The organism is uncultured Escherichia sp. (assembly GCF_948475835.1).
Classification (GTDB): domain Bacteria; phylum Pseudomonadota; class Gammaproteobacteria; order Enterobacterales; family Enterobacteriaceae; genus ECMA0423.
The window spans coordinates 1-16,712 of sequence record NZ_CAOLGM010000108.1; the positions used below are offsets into that span (position 1 = coordinate 1).

Annotated in this window: 13 protein-coding genes and 2 pseudogenes; 6 read left to right on the forward strand and 9 right to left on the reverse strand. The window is 46.8% G+C overall.

Annotated elements, in window-relative coordinates:
• Positions 1-157 precede the first annotated feature (157 nt).
• Both yaaA and QZF50_RS18035 read right to left on the reverse strand, forming a co-directional pair.
• Positions 158-934: a peroxide stress protein YaaA gene (gene yaaA, locus QZF50_RS18030; protein ID WP_000906204.1), complete on the reverse strand. Its 777-nt coding sequence runs from the start codon at positions 932-934 to the stop codon at positions 158-160.
• 69 nt (positions 935-1,003) lie between these two features.
• Positions 1,004-2,434 carry a sodium:alanine symporter family protein gene (locus QZF50_RS18035; RefSeq protein ID WP_001112601.1) on the reverse strand — a complete coding sequence of 477 codons (1,431 nt, stop codon included), beginning with the start codon at positions 2,432-2,434 and terminating at the stop codon, positions 1,004-1,006.
• A gap of 278 nt (positions 2,435-2,712) precedes the next feature.
• Between QZF50_RS18035 and tal the strand changes: the two genes are divergently transcribed.
• Together tal and mog are read left to right on the forward strand one after the other, a co-directional pair.
• Entirely contained in the window at positions 2,713-3,666 is a 954-nt protein-coding gene (tal, locus tag QZF50_RS18040; RefSeq protein ID WP_000130189.1) for a transaldolase, read from the forward strand.
• A gap of 114 nt (positions 3,667-3,780) precedes the next feature.
• The gene (mog, locus tag QZF50_RS18045) at positions 3,781-4,368 is read left to right on the forward strand and encodes a molybdopterin adenylyltransferase (protein ID WP_001094682.1); all 588 of its coding nucleotides are present in this window, start codon (positions 3,781-3,783) and stop codon (positions 4,366-4,368) included.
• Positions 4,369-4,402: 34 nt separating this feature from the next.
• Here the strand turns inward: mog and satP are convergent, their stop codons facing one another.
• The 3 genes from satP to QZF50_RS18060 form a co-directional block, all read right to left on the reverse strand.
• The gene (gene satP, locus QZF50_RS18050) at positions 4,403-4,969 is read right to left on the reverse strand and encodes an acetate uptake transporter (protein ID WP_000528538.1); all 567 of its coding nucleotides are present in this window, start codon (positions 4,967-4,969) and stop codon (positions 4,403-4,405) included.
• A 148-nt stretch (positions 4,970-5,117) separates the two neighbouring features.
• Positions 5,118-5,831, reverse strand: coding sequence for an acidic protein MsyB (msyB, locus tag QZF50_RS18055; protein WP_001102383.1), 714 nt, complete (start codon positions 5,829-5,831; stop codon positions 5,118-5,120).
• A 25-nt stretch (positions 5,832-5,856) separates the two neighbouring features.
• Positions 5,857-6,261, reverse strand: a complete 405-nt coding sequence (locus tag QZF50_RS18060) for a DUF2541 family protein (protein ID WP_000843559.1) — start codon at positions 6,259-6,261, stop codon at positions 5,857-5,859.
• A gap of 376 nt (positions 6,262-6,637) precedes the next feature.
• Here QZF50_RS18060 and dnaK point away from each other — a divergent pair, with 376 nt between their 5' ends.
• Positions 6,638-8,569: a molecular chaperone DnaK gene (gene dnaK, locus QZF50_RS18065; RefSeq protein WP_001470959.1), complete on the forward strand. Its 1,932-nt coding sequence runs from the start codon at positions 6,638-6,640 to the stop codon at positions 8,567-8,569.
• Between the two features lie 88 nt (positions 8,570-8,657).
• Entirely contained in the window at positions 8,658-9,788 is a 1,131-nt protein-coding gene (gene dnaJ, locus QZF50_RS18070; RefSeq protein WP_001470960.1) for a molecular chaperone DnaJ, read from the forward strand.
• Positions 9,789-9,891: 103 nt separating this feature from the next.
• Here the strand turns inward: dnaJ and mokC are convergent, their stop codons facing one another.
• Positions 9,892-10,044: a type I toxin-antitoxin system toxin MokC gene (gene mokC / locus QZF50_RS18075; RefSeq protein ID WP_000809168.1), complete on the reverse strand. Its 153-nt coding sequence runs from the start codon at positions 10,042-10,044 to the stop codon at positions 9,892-9,894.
• A 585-nt stretch (positions 10,045-10,629) separates the two neighbouring features.
• Here mokC and nhaA point away from each other — a divergent pair.
• Positions 10,630-11,796, forward strand: a complete 1,167-nt coding sequence (gene nhaA, locus QZF50_RS18080; RefSeq protein WP_000681360.1) for a Na+/H+ antiporter NhaA — start codon at positions 10,630-10,632, stop codon at positions 11,794-11,796.
• 65 nt (positions 11,797-11,861) lie between these two features.
• The gene (gene nhaR / locus QZF50_RS18085; protein WP_001300855.1) at positions 11,862-12,761 is read left to right on the forward strand and encodes a transcriptional activator NhaR; all 900 of its coding nucleotides are present in this window, start codon (positions 11,862-11,864) and stop codon (positions 12,759-12,761) included.
• A 38-nt stretch (positions 12,762-12,799) separates the two neighbouring features.
• On the opposite strand, the pseudogene QZF50_RS18090 reads toward nhaR, so the two are convergent.
• The 3 genes and pseudogenes from QZF50_RS18090 to espX1 all read right to left on the reverse strand — a co-directional run.
• Positions 12,800-13,758: pseudogene (locus QZF50_RS18090) on the reverse strand (fimbrial family protein).
• A gap of 12 nt (positions 13,759-13,770) precedes the next feature.
• Positions 13,771-15,102 (reverse strand): annotated as a pseudogene (locus QZF50_RS18095) (fimbria/pilus outer membrane usher protein); the annotation flags it as partial.
• A gap of 246 nt (positions 15,103-15,348) precedes the next feature.
• Positions 15,349-16,712, reverse strand: a 1,364-nt coding sequence (espX1, locus tag QZF50_RS18100; protein WP_290388937.1) for a type III secretion system effector EspX1, incomplete at its 5' end; no start/stop codon positions are given.

Genomic DNA, 16,712 nt, shown 5'->3' on the forward strand with positions numbered 1-16,712 from the left:
CGGCGCTGTGTCTGGCATGCCTGCAATCCGGGAAACCGGACCAGGAAAAAACTTGCAGGCCATAACAGTATCTACGTGAATTCTGCAATATATTGAATCTGCATGCTTTTGTAGGCCGGATAAGGCGTTCACGCCGCATCCGGCATTGACTACAAACTTAACGCTGCTCGTAGCGTTTAAACACCAGTTCGCCATTGCTGGAGGAATCTTCATCAAAGAAGTAACCTTCGCTATTAAAACCAGTCAGTTGCTCTGGTTTGGTCAGCCGATTTTCAATAATAAAACGACTCATCAGACCGCGTGCTTTCTTAGCGTAGAAGCTGATTATCTTAAATTTGCCGTTCTTCTCATCGAGGAACACCGGCTTGATAATCTCGGCATTCAATTTCTTCGGCTTCACCGATTTAAAATACTCATCTGACGCCAGATTAATCACCACATTATCGCCTTGTGCTGCGAGCGCCTCGTTCAGCTTGTTGGTGATGATATCTCCCCAGAATTGATACAGATCTTTCCCTCGGGCATTCTCAAGACGGATCCCCATTTCCAGACGATAAGGCTGCATTAAATCGAGCGGGCGCAGTACGCCATACAAGCCGGAAAGCATTCGCAAATGCTGTTGGGCAAAATCGAAATCGTCTTCGCTGAAGGTTTCGGCCTGCAAGCCGGTGTAGACATCACCTTTAAACGCCAGAATCGCCTGGCGGGCATTCTCCGGCGTGAAATCTGGCTGCCAGTCATGAAAGCGAGCGGCGTTGATACCCGCCAGTTTGTCGCTGATGCGCATCAGCGTGCTAATCTGCGGAGGCGTCAGTTTCCGCGCTTCATGGATCAACTGCTGGGAATTGTCTAACAGCTCCGGCAGCGTATAGCGCGTGGTGGTCAACGGGCTTTGGTAATCAAGCGTTTTCGCAGGTGAAATAAGAATCAGCATATCCAGTCCTTGCAGGAAATTTATGCCGACTTTAGCAAAAAAAGAGAATGAGTTGATCGATAGTTGTGATTACTCCTGCGAAACATCATCCCACGCGTCCGGAGAAAGCTGGCGACCGATATCCGGATAACGCAACGGATCAAACACCGGGCGCACGCCGAGTTTACGCTGGCGTAGATAATCACTGGCAATGGTATGAACCACAGGCGAGAGCAGTAAAATGGCGGTCAAATTGGTAATAGCCATGCAGGCCATTATGATATCTGCTAGTTGCCACATCAGCGGAAGGCTTAGCAAGGTGCCGCCGATGACCGTTGCGAAGGTGCAGATCCGCAAACACCAGATCGCTTTAGGGTTGTTCAGGCGTAAAAAGAAGAGATTGTTTTCGGCATAAATGTAGTTGGCAACGATGGAGCTGAAGGCAAACAGAATAACCACGAGGGTAACAAACTCAGCACCCCAGGAACCCATTAGCACCCGCATCGCCTTCTGGATAAGCTGAATACCTTCCAGCGGCATGTAGGTTGTGTCGTTACCCGCCAGTAATATCAGCATGGCGCTTGCCGTACAGATGACCAGGGTGTCGATAAAAATGCCAATCATCTGGACAATCCCTTGCGCTGCCGGATGCGGAGGCCAGGACGCCGCTGCCGCTGCCGCGTTTGGCGTCGAACCCATTCCCGCCTCATTGGAAAACATACTGCGCTGAAAACCGTTAGTAATCGCCTGGCTTAAGGTATATCCCGCCGCGCCGCCTGCCGCTTCCTGCCAGCCAAAAGCACTCTCAAAAATAGACCAAATGACGTGGGGAAGTTGCCCGATATTTATTACGCAAATCACCATGCTGGTCAGCACCCAGATTATCGCCATCAACGGGACAAACCCCTGCATGAGCCGGGCGACGCCATGAAGACCGCGAGTGATTGCCAGCAGAGCAAAGACAGCGAGAATAATGCCTGTCACCAGCGGAGGAAAATCAAAAGAAAAACTTAGGGCGCGGGCAACGGCGTTCGCCTGAACTCCGCTGAAAATTATGCCATAGGCGATGAGCAAAAAGACGGCGAACAGAACGCCCATCCAACGCATCCCCAGCCCGCGCGCCATATACCATGCCGGTCCGCCACGAAACTGTCCATTGACGTCACGTTCTTTATAAAGTTGTGCCAGAGAACATTCGGCAAACGAGGTCGCCATGCCGATAAACGCGGCAACCCACATCCAAAAGACGGCTCCAGGTCCACCGGCGGTAATTGCCAGCGCAACGCCGGCCAGGTTGCCGCTACCCACGCGCGCCGCAAGACTGGTACACAATGACTGAAATGAGGTTAAACCGCCTGGCTGTGGATGAATGCTATTTTTAAGACTTTTGCCAAACTGGCGGATGTAGCGAAACTGCACAAATCCGGTGCGAAAAGTGAACCAACAACCTGCGCCGAAGAGCAGGTAAATCATTACCGATCCCCAAAGGACGCTGTTAATAAAGGAGAAAAAATCTGGCATGCATATCCCTCTTATTGCCGGTCGCGATGACTTTCCTGTGTAAACGTTACCAATTGTTTAAGAAGTATATACGCTACGAGGTACTTGATAACTTCTGCGTAGCATACATGAGGTTTTGTATAAAAATGGCGGGCGATATCAACGCAGTGTCAGAAATCCGAAACAGTCTCGCCTGGCGATAACCGTCTTGTCGGCGGTTGCGCTGACGTTGCGTCGTGATATCATCAGGGCAGACCGGTTACATCCCCCTAACAAGCTGTTTAAAGAGAAATACTATCATGACGGACAAATTGACCTCCCTTCGTCAGTACACCACCGTAGTGGCCGACACTGGGGACATCGCGGCAATGAAGCTGTATCAACCGCAGGATGCCACAACCAACCCTTCTCTCATTCTTAACGCAGCGCAGATTCCGGAATACCGTAAGTTGATTGATGATGCTGTCGCCTGGGCGAAACAGCAGAGCAACGATCGCGCGCAGCAGATCGTGGACGCGACCGACAAACTGGCAGTAAATATTGGTCTGGAAATCCTGAAACTGGTTCCGGGTCGTATCTCAACTGAAGTTGATGCGCGTCTTTCCTATGACACCGAAGCGTCAATTGCGAAAGCAAAACGCCTGATCAAACTCTACAACGATGCTGGTATTAGCAACGATCGTATTCTGATCAAACTGGCTTCTACCTGGCAGGGTATCCGTGCTGCAGAACAGCTGGAAAAAGAAGGCATCAACTGTAACCTGACCCTGCTGTTCTCCTTCGCTCAGGCTCGTGCTTGTGCGGAAGCAGGCGTGTTCCTGATCTCGCCATTTGTTGGCCGTATTCTTGACTGGTACAAAGCGAATACTGATAAGAAAGAGTACGCTCCGGCAGAAGATCCGGGCGTGGTTTCTGTATCTGAAATCTACCAGTACTACAAAGAGCACGGTTATGAAACCGTGGTTATGGGCGCAAGCTTCCGTAACATCGGCGAAATTCTGGAACTGGCAGGCTGCGACCGTCTTACCATCGCACCTACACTGCTGAAAGAGCTGGCTGAGAGCGAAGGGGCTATCGAACGTAAACTGTCTTACACCGGCGAAGTGAAAGCGCGTCCGGCGCGTATCACTGAGTCCGAGTTCCTGTGGCAGCACAACCAGGATCCAATGGCAGTAGATAAACTGGCGGAAGGTATCCGTAAGTTTGCTATTGACCAGGAAAAACTGGAAAAAATGATCGGCGATCTGCTGTAATCATTCTTAGCGTGACCGGGAAGTCGGTCACGCTACCTCTTCTGAAGCCTGTCTGTCACTCCCTTCGCAGTGTATCATTCTGTTTAACGAGACTGTTTAAACGGAAAAATCTTGATGAATACTTTACGTATTGGCTTAGTTTCCATCTCTGATCGCGCATCCAGCGGCGTTTATCAGGATAAAGGCATCCCTGCGCTGGAAGAATGGCTGACATCGGCGCTAACCACGCCGTTTGAACTGGAAACCCGCTTAATCCCCGATGAGCAGGCGATCATCGAGCAAACGTTGTGTGAGCTAGTGGATGAAATGAGTTGCCATCTGGTGCTCACCACGGGCGGAACTGGCCCGGCGCGTCGTGACGTAACGCCCGATGCGACGCTGGCAGTAGCGGACCGCGAGATGCCTGGCTTTGGTGAACAGATGCGCCAGATAAGCCTGCATTTTGTACCAACTGCGATCCTTTCGCGTCAGGTTGGTGTGATTCGCAAACAGGCGCTGATCCTTAACTTACCCGGTCAGCCGAAGTCTATTAAAGAGACGCTGGAAGGTGTGAAGGACGCTGCGGGTAACGTTGTGGTACACGGTATTTTTGCCAGCGTACCGTACTGCATTCAGTTGCTGGAAGGGCCATACGTTGAAACGGCACCGGAAGTGGTTGCAGCATTCAGACCGAAGAGTGCAAGACGCGACGTTAGCGAATAAAAAAATCCCCCCGAGCGGGGGGATCTCAAAACAATTAGTGGGATTCACCAATCGGCAGAACGGTGCGACCAAACTGCTCGTTCAGTACTTCACCCATCGCCAGATAGATTGCGCTGGCACCGCAGATCAGCCCAATCCAGCCGGCAAAGTGGATGATTGCGGCGTTACCGGCAATGTTACCGATCGCCAGCAGGGCAAACAGCACGGTCAGGCTAAAGAAAACGAATTGCAGAACGCGTGCGCCTTTCAGCGTGCCGAAGAACATAAACAGCGTAAATACGCCCCACAGACCCAGATAGACACCAAGGAACTGTGCATTTGGCGCATCGGTCAGACCCAGTTTCGGCATCAGCAGAATCGCAACCAGCGTCAGCCAGAAAGAACCGTAAGAGGTGAATGCGGTTAAACCGAAAGTGTTGCCTTTTTTGTACTCCAGCAGACCAGCAAAAATTTGCGCGATGCCGCCGTAGAAAATGCCCATGGCAAGAATAATACCGTCCAGAGCGAAATAACCCACGTTGTGCAGGTTAAGCAGAATGGTGGTCATGCCGAAGCCCATCAGGCCCAGCGGTGCCGGATTAGCCAACTTAGTGTTGCCCATAATTCCTCAAAAATCATCATCGAATGAATGGTGAAATAATTTCCCTGAATAACTGTAGTGTTTTCAGGGCGCGGCATAATAATCAGCCAGTGGGGCAGTGTCTACGATCTTTTGAGGGGAAAATGAAAATTTTCCCCGGTTTCCGGTATCAGACCTGAGTGGCGCTAACCATCCGGCGCAGGCAGGCGATTTGCAGTACGGCTGGAATCGTCACGCGATAGGCGCTGCCGCTGACCGCTTTAACCCCATTTAGTGCCGCACCTACAGGGCCTCCCAGCCCCGCGCCGCGCAGCAAACCATGCCCAAGTACGCTCATTGCTGCGTGGGTGCGTAAAATGCGGGTCAGTTGGCTGGAAAGCAAATGCGACACGCCTTTTGCCAATAATTTGTCTTTCATCAGCAGCGGCAGCAGCTCTTCCAGCTCATTCACCCTCGCATCGACCGCGTGCAGAAACTCCTGTTTATGTTCCTCGTCCATATTCTTCCAGGTGTTACGCAGAAATTGTTCCAGTAACTGTTGCTCAATCTCAAACGTAGACATCTCTTTGTCGGCTTTCAGCTTCAATCGTTTTGAAACATCGAGCAAAATGGCCCGATACAATTTACCGTGTCCGCGCAGTTTGTTGGCGATACTATCGCCACCAAAATGCTGTAATTCTCCAGCAATCAGCTGCCAGTTGCGGCGATGTTGCTCGGGATGCCCTTCCATCGATTTAAACAGTTCGTTGCGCATCAGTACGCTGGAGAGGCGAGTTTTGCCTTTTTCATTATGGGTGAGCAATCGGGCGAAATTTGCCAACTGTTCCTCACTGCAATGCTGGAGAAAATCCAGATCTGAATCATTCAGGTAATTAACATTCATTTTTTGTGGCTTCTATATTCTGGCGTTAGTCGTCGCCGATAATTTTCAGCGTGGCCATATCCGATGAGTTCACCGTATGACCGGAAAAGGTGATTTTTGAGACGCAGCGTTTATTGTCGTTATCGCTGTTAATGTTGATCCAGTCAGTGGTTTGCCCTTCTTTTATTTCTGAAGGAATATTCAGGCTCTGACTGGCGCTACGGGCGGCTTTGAAATAAACCGATGCACCGCTTAACTGTAAATCGCCATGGTCGGCAGAGAGTTGTATGCGTTTAACAATTCGGCAAACAGGAAGTTTCAGCGCCAGATCGTTGGTTTCGTTACGTGGCATCGCAATGACGCCGAGGATTTTATGGTCGTTTGCCTGCGCCGTGCAGCACAGCATCAGACTAATCGCCAGGCTGGCGGAAATCGTAAAAACGGATTTCATAAGGATTCTCTTAGTGGGGAGAGGTAGGGGGATGGATACCCACTAGTTTACTGCTGATAAAGAGAAGATTCAGGTGCGTAATGTTTTCTTTTTATTACAATTTTTTGATGAATGTCTTGGCTGCGATTCATTCTTTATATGAATAAAATTGCTGTCAGTTTCACGTCTTGTCCTGCTATATCGCGAAATTTCTGCGCAAAAGCACAAAAAATTTTTGCATCTCCCCCTTGATGACGTGGGTTACGACCCCATTTAGTAGTCAACCGCAGTGAGTGAGTCTGCAAAAAAATGAAATTGGGCAGTTGAAACCAGACGTTTCGCCCCTATTACAGACTCACAACCACATGATGACCGAATATATAGTGGAGACGTTTAGATGGGTAAAATAATTGGTATCGACCTGGGTACTACCAACTCTTGTGTAGCGATTATGGATGGCACCACTCCTCGCGTGCTGGAGAACGCCGAAGGCGATCGCACCACGCCTTCTATTATTGCCTATACCCAGGATGGTGAAACTCTGGTTGGTCAGCCGGCTAAACGTCAGGCAGTGACGAACCCGCAAAACACCCTGTTTGCGATTAAACGCCTGATTGGCCGCCGCTTCCAGGACGAAGAAGTACAGCGTGATGTTTCCATCATGCCGTTCAAAATTATTGCTGCTGATAACGGCGACGCATGGGTCGAAGTTAAAGGCCAGAAAATGGCACCGCCGCAGATTTCTGCTGAAGTGCTGAAAAAAATGAAGAAAACCGCTGAAGATTACTTGGGTGAACCGGTAACTGAAGCTGTTATCACCGTACCGGCATACTTTAACGATGCTCAGCGTCAGGCAACCAAAGACGCAGGCCGTATCGCTGGTCTGGAAGTAAAACGTATCATCAACGAACCGACCGCAGCTGCGCTGGCTTACGGTCTGGACAAAGGTACTGGCAACCGTACTATCGCGGTTTATGACCTGGGTGGTGGTACTTTCGATATTTCTATTATCGAAATCGACGAAGTTGACGGCGAAAAAACCTTCGAAGTTCTGGCTACCAACGGTGATACCCACCTGGGTGGTGAAGACTTCGACAGCCGTCTGATCAACTACCTGGTTGAAGAATTCAAGAAAGATCAGGGCATTGACCTGCGCAACGATCCGCTGGCAATGCAGCGCCTGAAAGAAGCGGCAGAAAAAGCGAAAATCGAACTGTCTTCCGCTCAGCAGACCGACGTTAACCTGCCGTACATCACTGCAGATGCGACCGGTCCGAAACACATGAACATCAAAGTGACTCGTGCGAAACTGGAAAGCCTGGTTGAAGATCTGGTAAACCGTTCCATTGAGCCGCTGAAAGTTGCACTGCAGGACGCTGGCCTGTCCGTATCTGATATCGACGACGTTATCCTCGTTGGTGGTCAGACTCGTATGCCAATGGTTCAGAAGAAAGTTGCTGAGTTCTTTGGTAAAGAGCCGCGTAAAGACGTTAACCCGGACGAAGCTGTAGCAATCGGTGCTGCTGTTCAGGGTGGTGTTCTGACTGGTGACGTGAAAGACGTACTGCTGCTGGACGTTACCCCGCTGTCTCTGGGTATCGAAACCATGGGCGGTGTGATGACGACGCTGATCGCGAAAAACACCACTATCCCGACCAAGCACAGCCAGGTGTTCTCTACCGCTGAAGACAACCAGTCTGCGGTAACCATCCATGTGCTGCAGGGTGAACGTAAACGTGCGGCTGATAACAAATCTCTGGGTCAGTTCAACCTGGATGGTATCAACCCGGCACCGCGCGGCATGCCGCAGATCGAAGTTACCTTCGATATCGATGCTGACGGTATCCTGCACGTTTCCGCGAAAGATAAAAACAGCGGTAAAGAGCAGAAGATCACCATCAAGGCTTCTTCTGGTCTGAACGAAGATGAAATCCAGAAAATGGTACGCGACGCAGAAGCTAACGCCGAAGCTGACCGTAAGTTTGAAGAGCTGGTACAGACTCGCAACCAGGGCGACCATCTGCTGCACAGCACCCGTAAGCAGGTTGAAGAAGCAGGCGACAAACTGCCGGCTGACGACAAAACTGCTATCGAGTCTGCACTGACTGCACTGGAAACTGCTCTGAAAGGTGAAGACAAAGCCGCTATCGAAGCGAAAATGCAGGAGCTGGCACAGGTTTCCCAGAAACTGATGGAAATCGCCCAGCAGCAACATGCCCAGCAGCAACATGCCCAGCAGCAGACTGCCGGTGCTGATGCTTCTGCAAACAACGCGAAAGATGACGATGTTGTCGACGCTGAATTTGAAGAAGTCAAAGACAAAAAATAATCGCCCTATAAACGGGTAATTATACTGACACGGGCGAAGGGGAATTTCCTCTCCGCCCGTGCATTCATCTAGGGGCAATTTAAAAAAGATGGCTAAGCAAGATTATTACGAGATTTTAGGCGTTTCCAAAACAGCGGAAGAGCGTGAAATCAAAAAGGCCTACAAACGCCTGGCCATGAAATACCACCCGGACCGTAACCAGGGTGACAAAGAGGCCGAGGCGAAATTTAAAGAGATCAAGGAAGCTTATGAAGTTCTGACCGACTCGCAAAAACGTGCGGCATACGATCAGTATGGTCATGCTGCGTTTGAGCAAGGTGGTATGGGCAGCGGCGGTTTTGGCGGCGGCGCAGACTTCAGCGATATTTTTGGTGACGTTTTCGGCGATATTTTTGGCGGCGGACGTGGTCGTCAACGTGCGGCGCGCGGTGCTGATTTACGCTATAACATGGAGCTCACCCTCGAAGAAGCTGTACGTGGCGTGACCAAAGAGATCCGCATTCCGACTCTGGAAGAGTGTGACGTTTGCCACGGTAGCGGTGCAAAACCAGGTACACAGCCGCAGACCTGTCCGACCTGTCATGGTTCTGGTCAGGTGCAGATGCGTCAGGGTTTCTTTGCCGTGCAGCAGACCTGTCCACACTGTCAGGGTCGCGGTACGCTGATCAAAGATCCGTGCAACAAATGTCATGGTCATGGTCGTGTTGAGCGCAGCAAAACGCTGTCCGTTAAAATCCCGGCAGGGGTGGACACTGGAGACCGCATCCGTCTTGCGGGCGAAGGTGAAGCGGGCGAGCATGGCGCACCGGCAGGCGATCTGTACGTTCAGGTTCAGGTTAAACAGCACCCGATTTTCGAGCGTGAAGGCAACAACCTGTATTGCGAAGTCCCGATCAACTTCGCTATGGCGGCGCTGGGTGGCGAAATCGAAGTACCGACCCTTGATGGTCGCGTCAAACTGAAAGTGCCTGGCGAAACCCAGACTGGTAAGCTGTTCCGTATGCGCGGTAAAGGCGTCAAGTCTGTCCGCGGTGGCGCACAGGGTGATTTACTGTGCCGCGTTGTCGTCGAAACACCGGTAGGCCTGAACGAGAAGCAGAAACAGCTGCTGCAAGAGCTGCAAGAAAGCTTCGGTGGCCCAACCGGCGAGCACAACAGCCCGCGCTCAAAGAGCTTCTTTGATGGTGTGAAGAAGTTTTTTGACGACCTGACCCGCTAACCTCCCCAAAAGCCTGCCCGTGGGCAGGCCTGGGTAAAAATAGGGTGCGTTGAAGATATGCGAGCACCTGTAAAGTGGCGGGGATCACTCCCCGCCGTTGCTCTTACTCGGATTCGTAAGCCGTGAAAACAGCAACCTCCGTCTGGCCAGTTCGGATGTGAACCTCACAGAGGTCTTTTCTCGTTACCAGCGCCGCCACTACGGCGGTGATACAGATGACGATCAGGGCGACAATCATCGCCTTATGCTGCTTCATTGCTCTCTTCTCCTTGACCTTACGGTCAGTAAGAGGCACTCTACATGTGTTCAGCATATAGGGGGCCTCGGGTTGATGGTAAAATATCACTCGGGGCTTTTCTCTATCTGCCGTTCAGCTAATGCCTGAGACAGACAGCCTCAAGCACCCGCCGCTATTATATCGCTCTCTTTAACCCATTCTGTTTTATCGATTCTAATCCTGAAGACGCCTCGCATTTTTATGGCGTAATTTTTTAATGATTTAATTATTTAACTTTAATTTATCTCTTCATCGCAATTATTGACGACAAGCTGGATTATTTTTGAAATATTGGCCTAACAAACATCGCCGACTGACAACAAATTAATTATTACTTTTCCTAATTAATCTCTCAGAAATCCTCACCTTAAGCTATGATTATCTGGGCTTAGGGTCACTCGTGAGCGCTTACAGCCGTCAAAAACTCATCTCACCGCTGATGGCGCAAATTCTTCAATGGATCGTAAAAAACGAGTTATTCCTACACTATAATCTGATTTTAACGATGATTTGTGCGGGGTAAAATAGTAAAAACGATCTATTCACCTGAAAGAGAAATAAAAAGTGAAACATCTGCATCGATTCTTTAGCAGTGATGCCTCGGGAGGCATTATTCTTATCATTGCCGCTATCCTGGCGATGATTATGGCCAATAGCGGCGCAACCAGTGGATGGTATCACGACTTTCTGGAGACGCCGGTTCAGCTCCGGGTTGGTTCACTCGAAATCAACAAAAACATGCTGTTATGGATAAATGACGCGCTGATGGCGGTATTTTTCCTGTTAGTCGGTCTGGAAGTTAAACGTGAACTGATGCAAGGATCGCTAGCCAGCTTACGCCAGGCCGCATTTCCAGTTATCGCCGCTATTGGTGGGATGATTGTGCCGGCATTACTCTATCTGGCCTTTAACTATGCCGATCCGATTACCCGCGAAGGGTGGGCGATCCCGGCGGCTACTGACATTGCCTTTGCACTTGGTGTGCTGGCGCTGTTGGGAAGTCGTGTTCCGTTAGCGCTGAAGATCTTTTTGATGGCTCTGGCTATTATCGACGATCTTGGGGCCATCATTATCATCGCATTGTTCTACACTAATGACTTATCGATGGCCTCTCTTGGCGTCGCGGCTGTAGCAATTGCGGTACTCGCGGTATTGAATCTGTGTGGTGTACGCCGCACGGGCGTCTATATTCTGGTTGGCGTAGTGTTGTGGACTGCGGTGTTGAAATCGGGGGTTCACGCAACCCTGGCGGGGGTAATTGTCGGCTTCTTTATTCCTTTGAAAGAGAAGCATGGGCGTTCTCCAGCGAAGCGACTGGAGCATGTGTTACACCCGTGGGTGGCGTATCTGATTTTGCCGCTGTTTGCATTTGCTAATGCTGGCGTTTCACTGCAAGGTGTCACGCTGGATGGCTTGACCTCCATTCTGCCATTGGGGATCATCGCTGGCTTGCTGATTGGCAAACCGCTGGGGATTAGTCTGTTCTGCTGGTTGGCGCTGCGTTTGAAACTGGCGCATCTGCCTGAGGGAACGACTTATCAGCAAATTATGGCGGTGGGGATCCTGTGCGGTATCGGTTTTACTATGTCTATCTTTATTGCCAGCCTGGCCTTTGGTAGCGTAGATCCAGAACTGATTAACTGGGCGAAACTCGGTATCCTGGTCGGTTCTATCTCTTCGGCGGTAATTGGATACAGCTGGTTACGCGTTCGTTTGCGTCCATCAGTTTGACAGGACGGTTTACCGGGGAGCCATAAACGGCTCCCTTTTCATTGTTATCAGGGAGAGAAATGAGCATGTCTCATATCAATTACAACCACTTGTATTACTTCTGGCATGTCTATAAAGAAGGTTCCGTGGTTGGCGCAGCGGAGGCGCTTTATTTAACTCCACAAACCATTACCGGACAGATTCGAGCGCTGGAAGAGCGCCTGCAAGGCAAATTATTTAAACGCAAGGGACGTGGTCTCGAACCCAGCGAGCTGGGAGAACTGGTCTATCGCTATGCCGATAAAATGTTCACCTTAAGCCAGGAAATGCTGGATATTGTGAACTATCGCAAAGAATCCAATTTATTGTTTGACGTTGGTGTGGCTGATGCACTTTCCAAACGCCTGGTCAGTAGCGTACTTAACGCCGCAGTGGTAGAAGGCGAGCCCATTCATCTTCGCTGCTTCGAATCCACCCACGAAATGCTGCTGGAGCAATTAAGTCAGCATAAACTGGATATGATCATTTCTGACTGTCCGATAGACTCTACGCAGCAGGAAGGCCTGTTCTCCGTGAGAATTGGCGAATGTGGCGTGAGTTTCTGGTGTACAAATCCACCACCAGAAAAACCGTTCCCGGCTTGTCTGGAAGAACGGCGACTTTTGATTCCTGGGCGACGTTCAATGTTAGGGCGCAAATTGCTTAACTGGTTTAACTCCCAGGGATTAAACGTAGAAATCCTCGGCGAGTTTGATGATGCCGCGTTGATGAAAGCTTTTGGTGCGATGCACAATGCAATCTTCGTTGCCCCAACGCTTTATGCATATGACTTTTATGCCGATAAAACTGTCGTAGAAATTGGTCGCGTCGAGAATGTGATGGAAGAGTACCATGCTATTTTTGCTGAGCGGATGATTCAGCACCCGGCGGTACAGCGAATCTGCAATACGGATTATTCTGCGCTTTTTAGTCCAGCGGCGCGTTAATCGGCACCTCCCCCCAAAGTTAAGGTGGGGGAGATAGATTAGTTGTACATAACCACGATTTTGACTCGGCTCATTATTTGCCCGCTTGAGACATTATTTCCATATGTACGCGGGCGAATAAATAGAGGAATCTGATTACTTCCTTCATGGGGATGCTGAAAAGAGTAGTAATTGCTTTTACCATACTGGATTTCATTCGTACCATCATTGGAGAGTTAAAAGCCTACTTGACCCGCACCGTCCTCACTGTTTTCTAACTCATTTTTTAATATGCTGGTTCCTGACTCCTGTATCGTCACTGGTTCAAAGTAATATTCAACATCACTGGGTTCAAAAACTAATTCACCTTGCTCGCCCTGGATGCAGTCAAATCTTATATGATGAAACTGATAATTTTCATTATTGATACGAGACAGTACAAATCGTCCAGTGTCGATGGATTGATCTTCAAAACCACAGGTCATTAAATTTACCTGTAAAATAGTATTTAAATTATAATTAAAGCGGACGCTATTACAATTAGTATTATTCCCTGTACATGAACTCACTTCAATTTCGAACAACAAAGGAAAAGGAGTTCCAGGAAAAATGTCTGCGGTGTTAGAACTATCTGATACAGATGCGATAGAATATGGAATGGTGAAATTTATCGCAGATAGCATTTCTTCTAAATTATAAGATGACTTCCCTGGAAGCTCTATTTTTTTACCGTCAGATTCAAAGGGGAAATTAATAATATAATGACGACTTCCGACTTTAAACCTTAAAGCGTTCTGTGTTAAAAAATGAACTTTAATGGCGTTGGTTGTCTCTTGCAAGTCTGTACACTCAATGATATTTCCGGTGTTTTCAATTTTTCGGCGGTTAGATTACCTTTCATACTCAGTGGCTTGAGTATATATGTTCCACGTTGTTCACCGACATTGGTCAATGCACAGGGAGCACTTTGCACAATAAAAGAATATAGACTCAAGGTGATTAATAAAAGCCACTTCATAGTAAACTCCTTTTACTGGCATATATATGTTTTGTTTTCATCGATAACGTGTTGAAAAGTAATAGTACAGAATAAGTTCTGTTCATCATTGAGAGCAACTTTTATTCCAGTGGGAATTTCATCTACGCGAATAAAAAGGCGACTACCCTGGCCAACGACTCCAATATTATTTTCCTGGAGATCCAGTACGTCATAGCCAAAGGTTAATGGCGAACCATCGGGACGCAGTGCCTGTATATACCAGGGCTTACGTTGGTCAGTTGTAAACTGCACATAAGAAACTGCTCCACGGTAAGGTGCAATAATTTGACGATTGCCCTGCAATTCTGTTTCACTTTCACTGTTTGCTATATCAAGTACCAGATGGTTTTCACGATGAGGTATTATCAGGTCGTAAACAACCTGGCCTTTGCTGTTTGTTCGATTGTATTTTTGTCCATTAATATGTGCACCTTCTAACCCAGGCGCATCCAGAATTGCAAATGTATCGGATAACTGGTTAGTGATATTAATACCACCGGGCCAGACAACTAATCCACTACTAATACTTCCACCACTTTGCCAGGCGTTTTTAGAATGACTATAGCTGCCATCTATTATGGCGATGGGAGTTCTCCAGCTTAAATTCGTACCAAGCGAGGTATCATTATTTTGTTGTTGCTGATTAACATATATACCATAATTTAACTGATCATGTTCACCGGCTATGCCAGTAATTCCAGTATTGTTGGAGGAATAGCCATCTTTGGAAAATGAGGTCGAATTCGATAAGTTAATTTGGTGACGTGTTTTGGCAATATCATCCCCCCAGTAGAAAGGAATGGAGATAAACAGATTAAAACGCTCCTCTTCTTTATTATTTTCATCATAAGATTGGCTGGCAGAGAAAGTATAACTAATGTGTTGCCAGTTATTGGAGTAACTGAATTGGTAATCTTTAGCATTTCCACTTCGCCCCCAGTAATTCCGCCAAAGCGCACTTAATGATACATTTCCCAGATTATTGGATAAAGGTTGCATAATATTAGCAGAAAGGCTATTTTTTCTGCCAATATCATAAAAATCATCATAATCACTCTGATGATAGTGTTTATCATTTTCGTAAAGATGGTCGCTGAATGTCCTGTAATCCTGCGAAGCATAACGCCAGGCGGCCACGCTAAATCGAGTGGCTGTTTGTACTAGATATTTATTATAGGCGACCTGATAGCTCGTACCTTCGTGTCTGGTATCATTATTTAACTTACTACTCGATCGGGCAGCGTAAAAAGAGATGGCACCCAGCGGTGTATTCCAACCATTTCCCAGAGTTATAGCATTATAGTTATCGGATAAAATCGTACCCGATTATGTGATCAGGTTGTTATTATTTAGATTAATGTTTAAAATTTTTAATTTCTTGATGTGAAGTTGATGAAAGTTTAATATTCTTAATTATTCCCTTCTTTATAAGAAGAGCAAGGTGCCATTATTAGAGTGAGAGAGTAGGATATTTCAGAGTATGCTTCAGATTATTTTTTATTCCTCTGTAGTGAATTAATAATCATCACAGTTAATTTCATTCTAAAATTACCTCTTTCTTTGAGTGTTTTAATCCTGATGAACTATATTTTTTATAAGGAGCATGCACTCGTTGATGCTCTGAAGGTATTTTCTCATTTTTGATGATGTTTTGTCGTAATCGTGCATAAACTTATTAAGTTCTTTATACACATCATTATTTAGCTTTACATTGTCGCGAACTAAAGTTTGTACCAATGGTATCAAAATTTCGAAACGGGACGGTTTGTCATCAATACTTGCCAGGGTTTTGAATACTCCTGTGTATCTGTAACCTAAGTGCTTATTGACAAGTTGAGTGGTCCATCGGCCAGGCATAATATCTTCACAGCGCAAATTTTTTATCATGGTATTAGTGAACGATGTTCCAAATATGTTGCTTTTTTTAATGAAGAGGTTGTTTATTTCTCCATTTGAAAAGATGGTGTTTGATAAGTCGCTTTCAAAACATAATATATTGGATAATACACAACCAAAATAATACCCATATGAAAGGTCGCTCTTTTCTATTGTTATATTTGATAGCAACATTTTATGTATATTAATATTAAGGGCAGTCAAATACTGGATGTTTTGCTCGTTAAGTTCATGCATCTCCAGAGATTTATTATAGGGTAATAAAAGTATAAATTCCTTTACATTATTTCCGCAGTAAGAAAAGACAACATCAAATTTATTGGTGATTGTGTTTTCAGTTGAGCAGTAAGCTGATTTTTTTATTAATCGACTGGGTATGCTTTTAAATAAAGATAATTTTTTACATAGTTGTGAATATGCAATATTGCTAGTTTTAAAGTTCTGCCACATTATTCCCTGGTTATCATCTATCGATGAGGAGGGGATTTTATTGCATTGCTCATTGTATAGCTCAGGGAAAATATTTTTTTTAATAAGCTTTTTGATTTCCTGGTTAAGATGACTTTTTTTCTTGTCTATTGCACTGTATTTTGCGTTTTGTGACGTTTCCTGATGATCATAAAATGACTGGAGATTTCTGCAGGCCTCATAAAATATTTCAGGAGTATATAGCTGTGGGTATATTTCTTGGTTGAAGTTTGCCTTTAAAAAATTAACGAATTTTTCATGGCATTCTTGGTATATCTTAATCTCTTCAGAAAGACATTCGCTTGTTCTGTCATCAAAAACATCCAATCTAAGTAATGTGATACCTTTGTGTTTAAAAAAATAAAATTGAACTGTATGTTCTATGAGTTTACATCTATAAAAATATGCATCTCTCAGATGAGTATATTGAAAAAAATGATGAAGGACTGGAGATGGTTTAGGCAAGTTATGGCTTCTAAAAAAGTCATCAAACAAAATTAAGAACTCTATTTTATACTCGCAAAATACTTTTACTAACTCATTTTGTCTTGTTTTATTTATTATTACAT

What these genes read in the sequence shown, in the direction of transcription:
- yaaA (WP_000906204.1), bottom strand. Translation starts at nt 934, where the DNA reads ATGCTGATTCTTATTTCACCTGCGAAAACGCTTGATTACCAAAGCCCG.
- dnaJ (WP_001470960.1), top strand. Translation starts at nt 8,658, where the DNA reads ATGGCTAAGCAAGATTATTACGAGATTTTAGGCGTTTCCAAAACAGCG.
- QZF50_RS18035 (WP_001112601.1), bottom strand. Translation starts at nt 2,434, where the DNA reads ATGCCAGATTTTTTCTCCTTTATTAACAGCGTCCTTTGGGGATCGGTA.
- tal (WP_000130189.1), top strand. Translation starts at nt 2,713, where the DNA reads ATGACGGACAAATTGACCTCCCTTCGTCAGTACACCACCGTAGTGGCC.
- mog (WP_001094682.1), top strand. Translation starts at nt 3,781, where the DNA reads ATGAATACTTTACGTATTGGCTTAGTTTCCATCTCTGATCGCGCATCC.
- nhaR (WP_001300855.1), top strand. Translation starts at nt 11,862, where the DNA reads ATGTCTCATATCAATTACAACCACTTGTATTACTTCTGGCATGTCTAT.
- msyB (WP_001102383.1), bottom strand. Translation starts at nt 5,831, where the DNA reads ATGAATGTTAATTACCTGAATGATTCAGATCTGGATTTTCTCCAGCAT.
- mokC (WP_000809168.1), bottom strand. Translation starts at nt 10,044, where the DNA reads ATGAAGCAGCATAAGGCGATGATTGTCGCCCTGATCGTCATCTGTATC.
- dnaK (WP_001470959.1), top strand. Translation starts at nt 6,638, where the DNA reads ATGGGTAAAATAATTGGTATCGACCTGGGTACTACCAACTCTTGTGTA.
- QZF50_RS18060 (WP_000843559.1), bottom strand. Translation starts at nt 6,261, where the DNA reads ATGAAATCCGTTTTTACGATTTCCGCCAGCCTGGCGATTAGTCTGATG.
- satP (WP_000528538.1), bottom strand. Translation starts at nt 4,969, where the DNA reads ATGGGCAACACTAAGTTGGCTAATCCGGCACCGCTGGGCCTGATGGGC.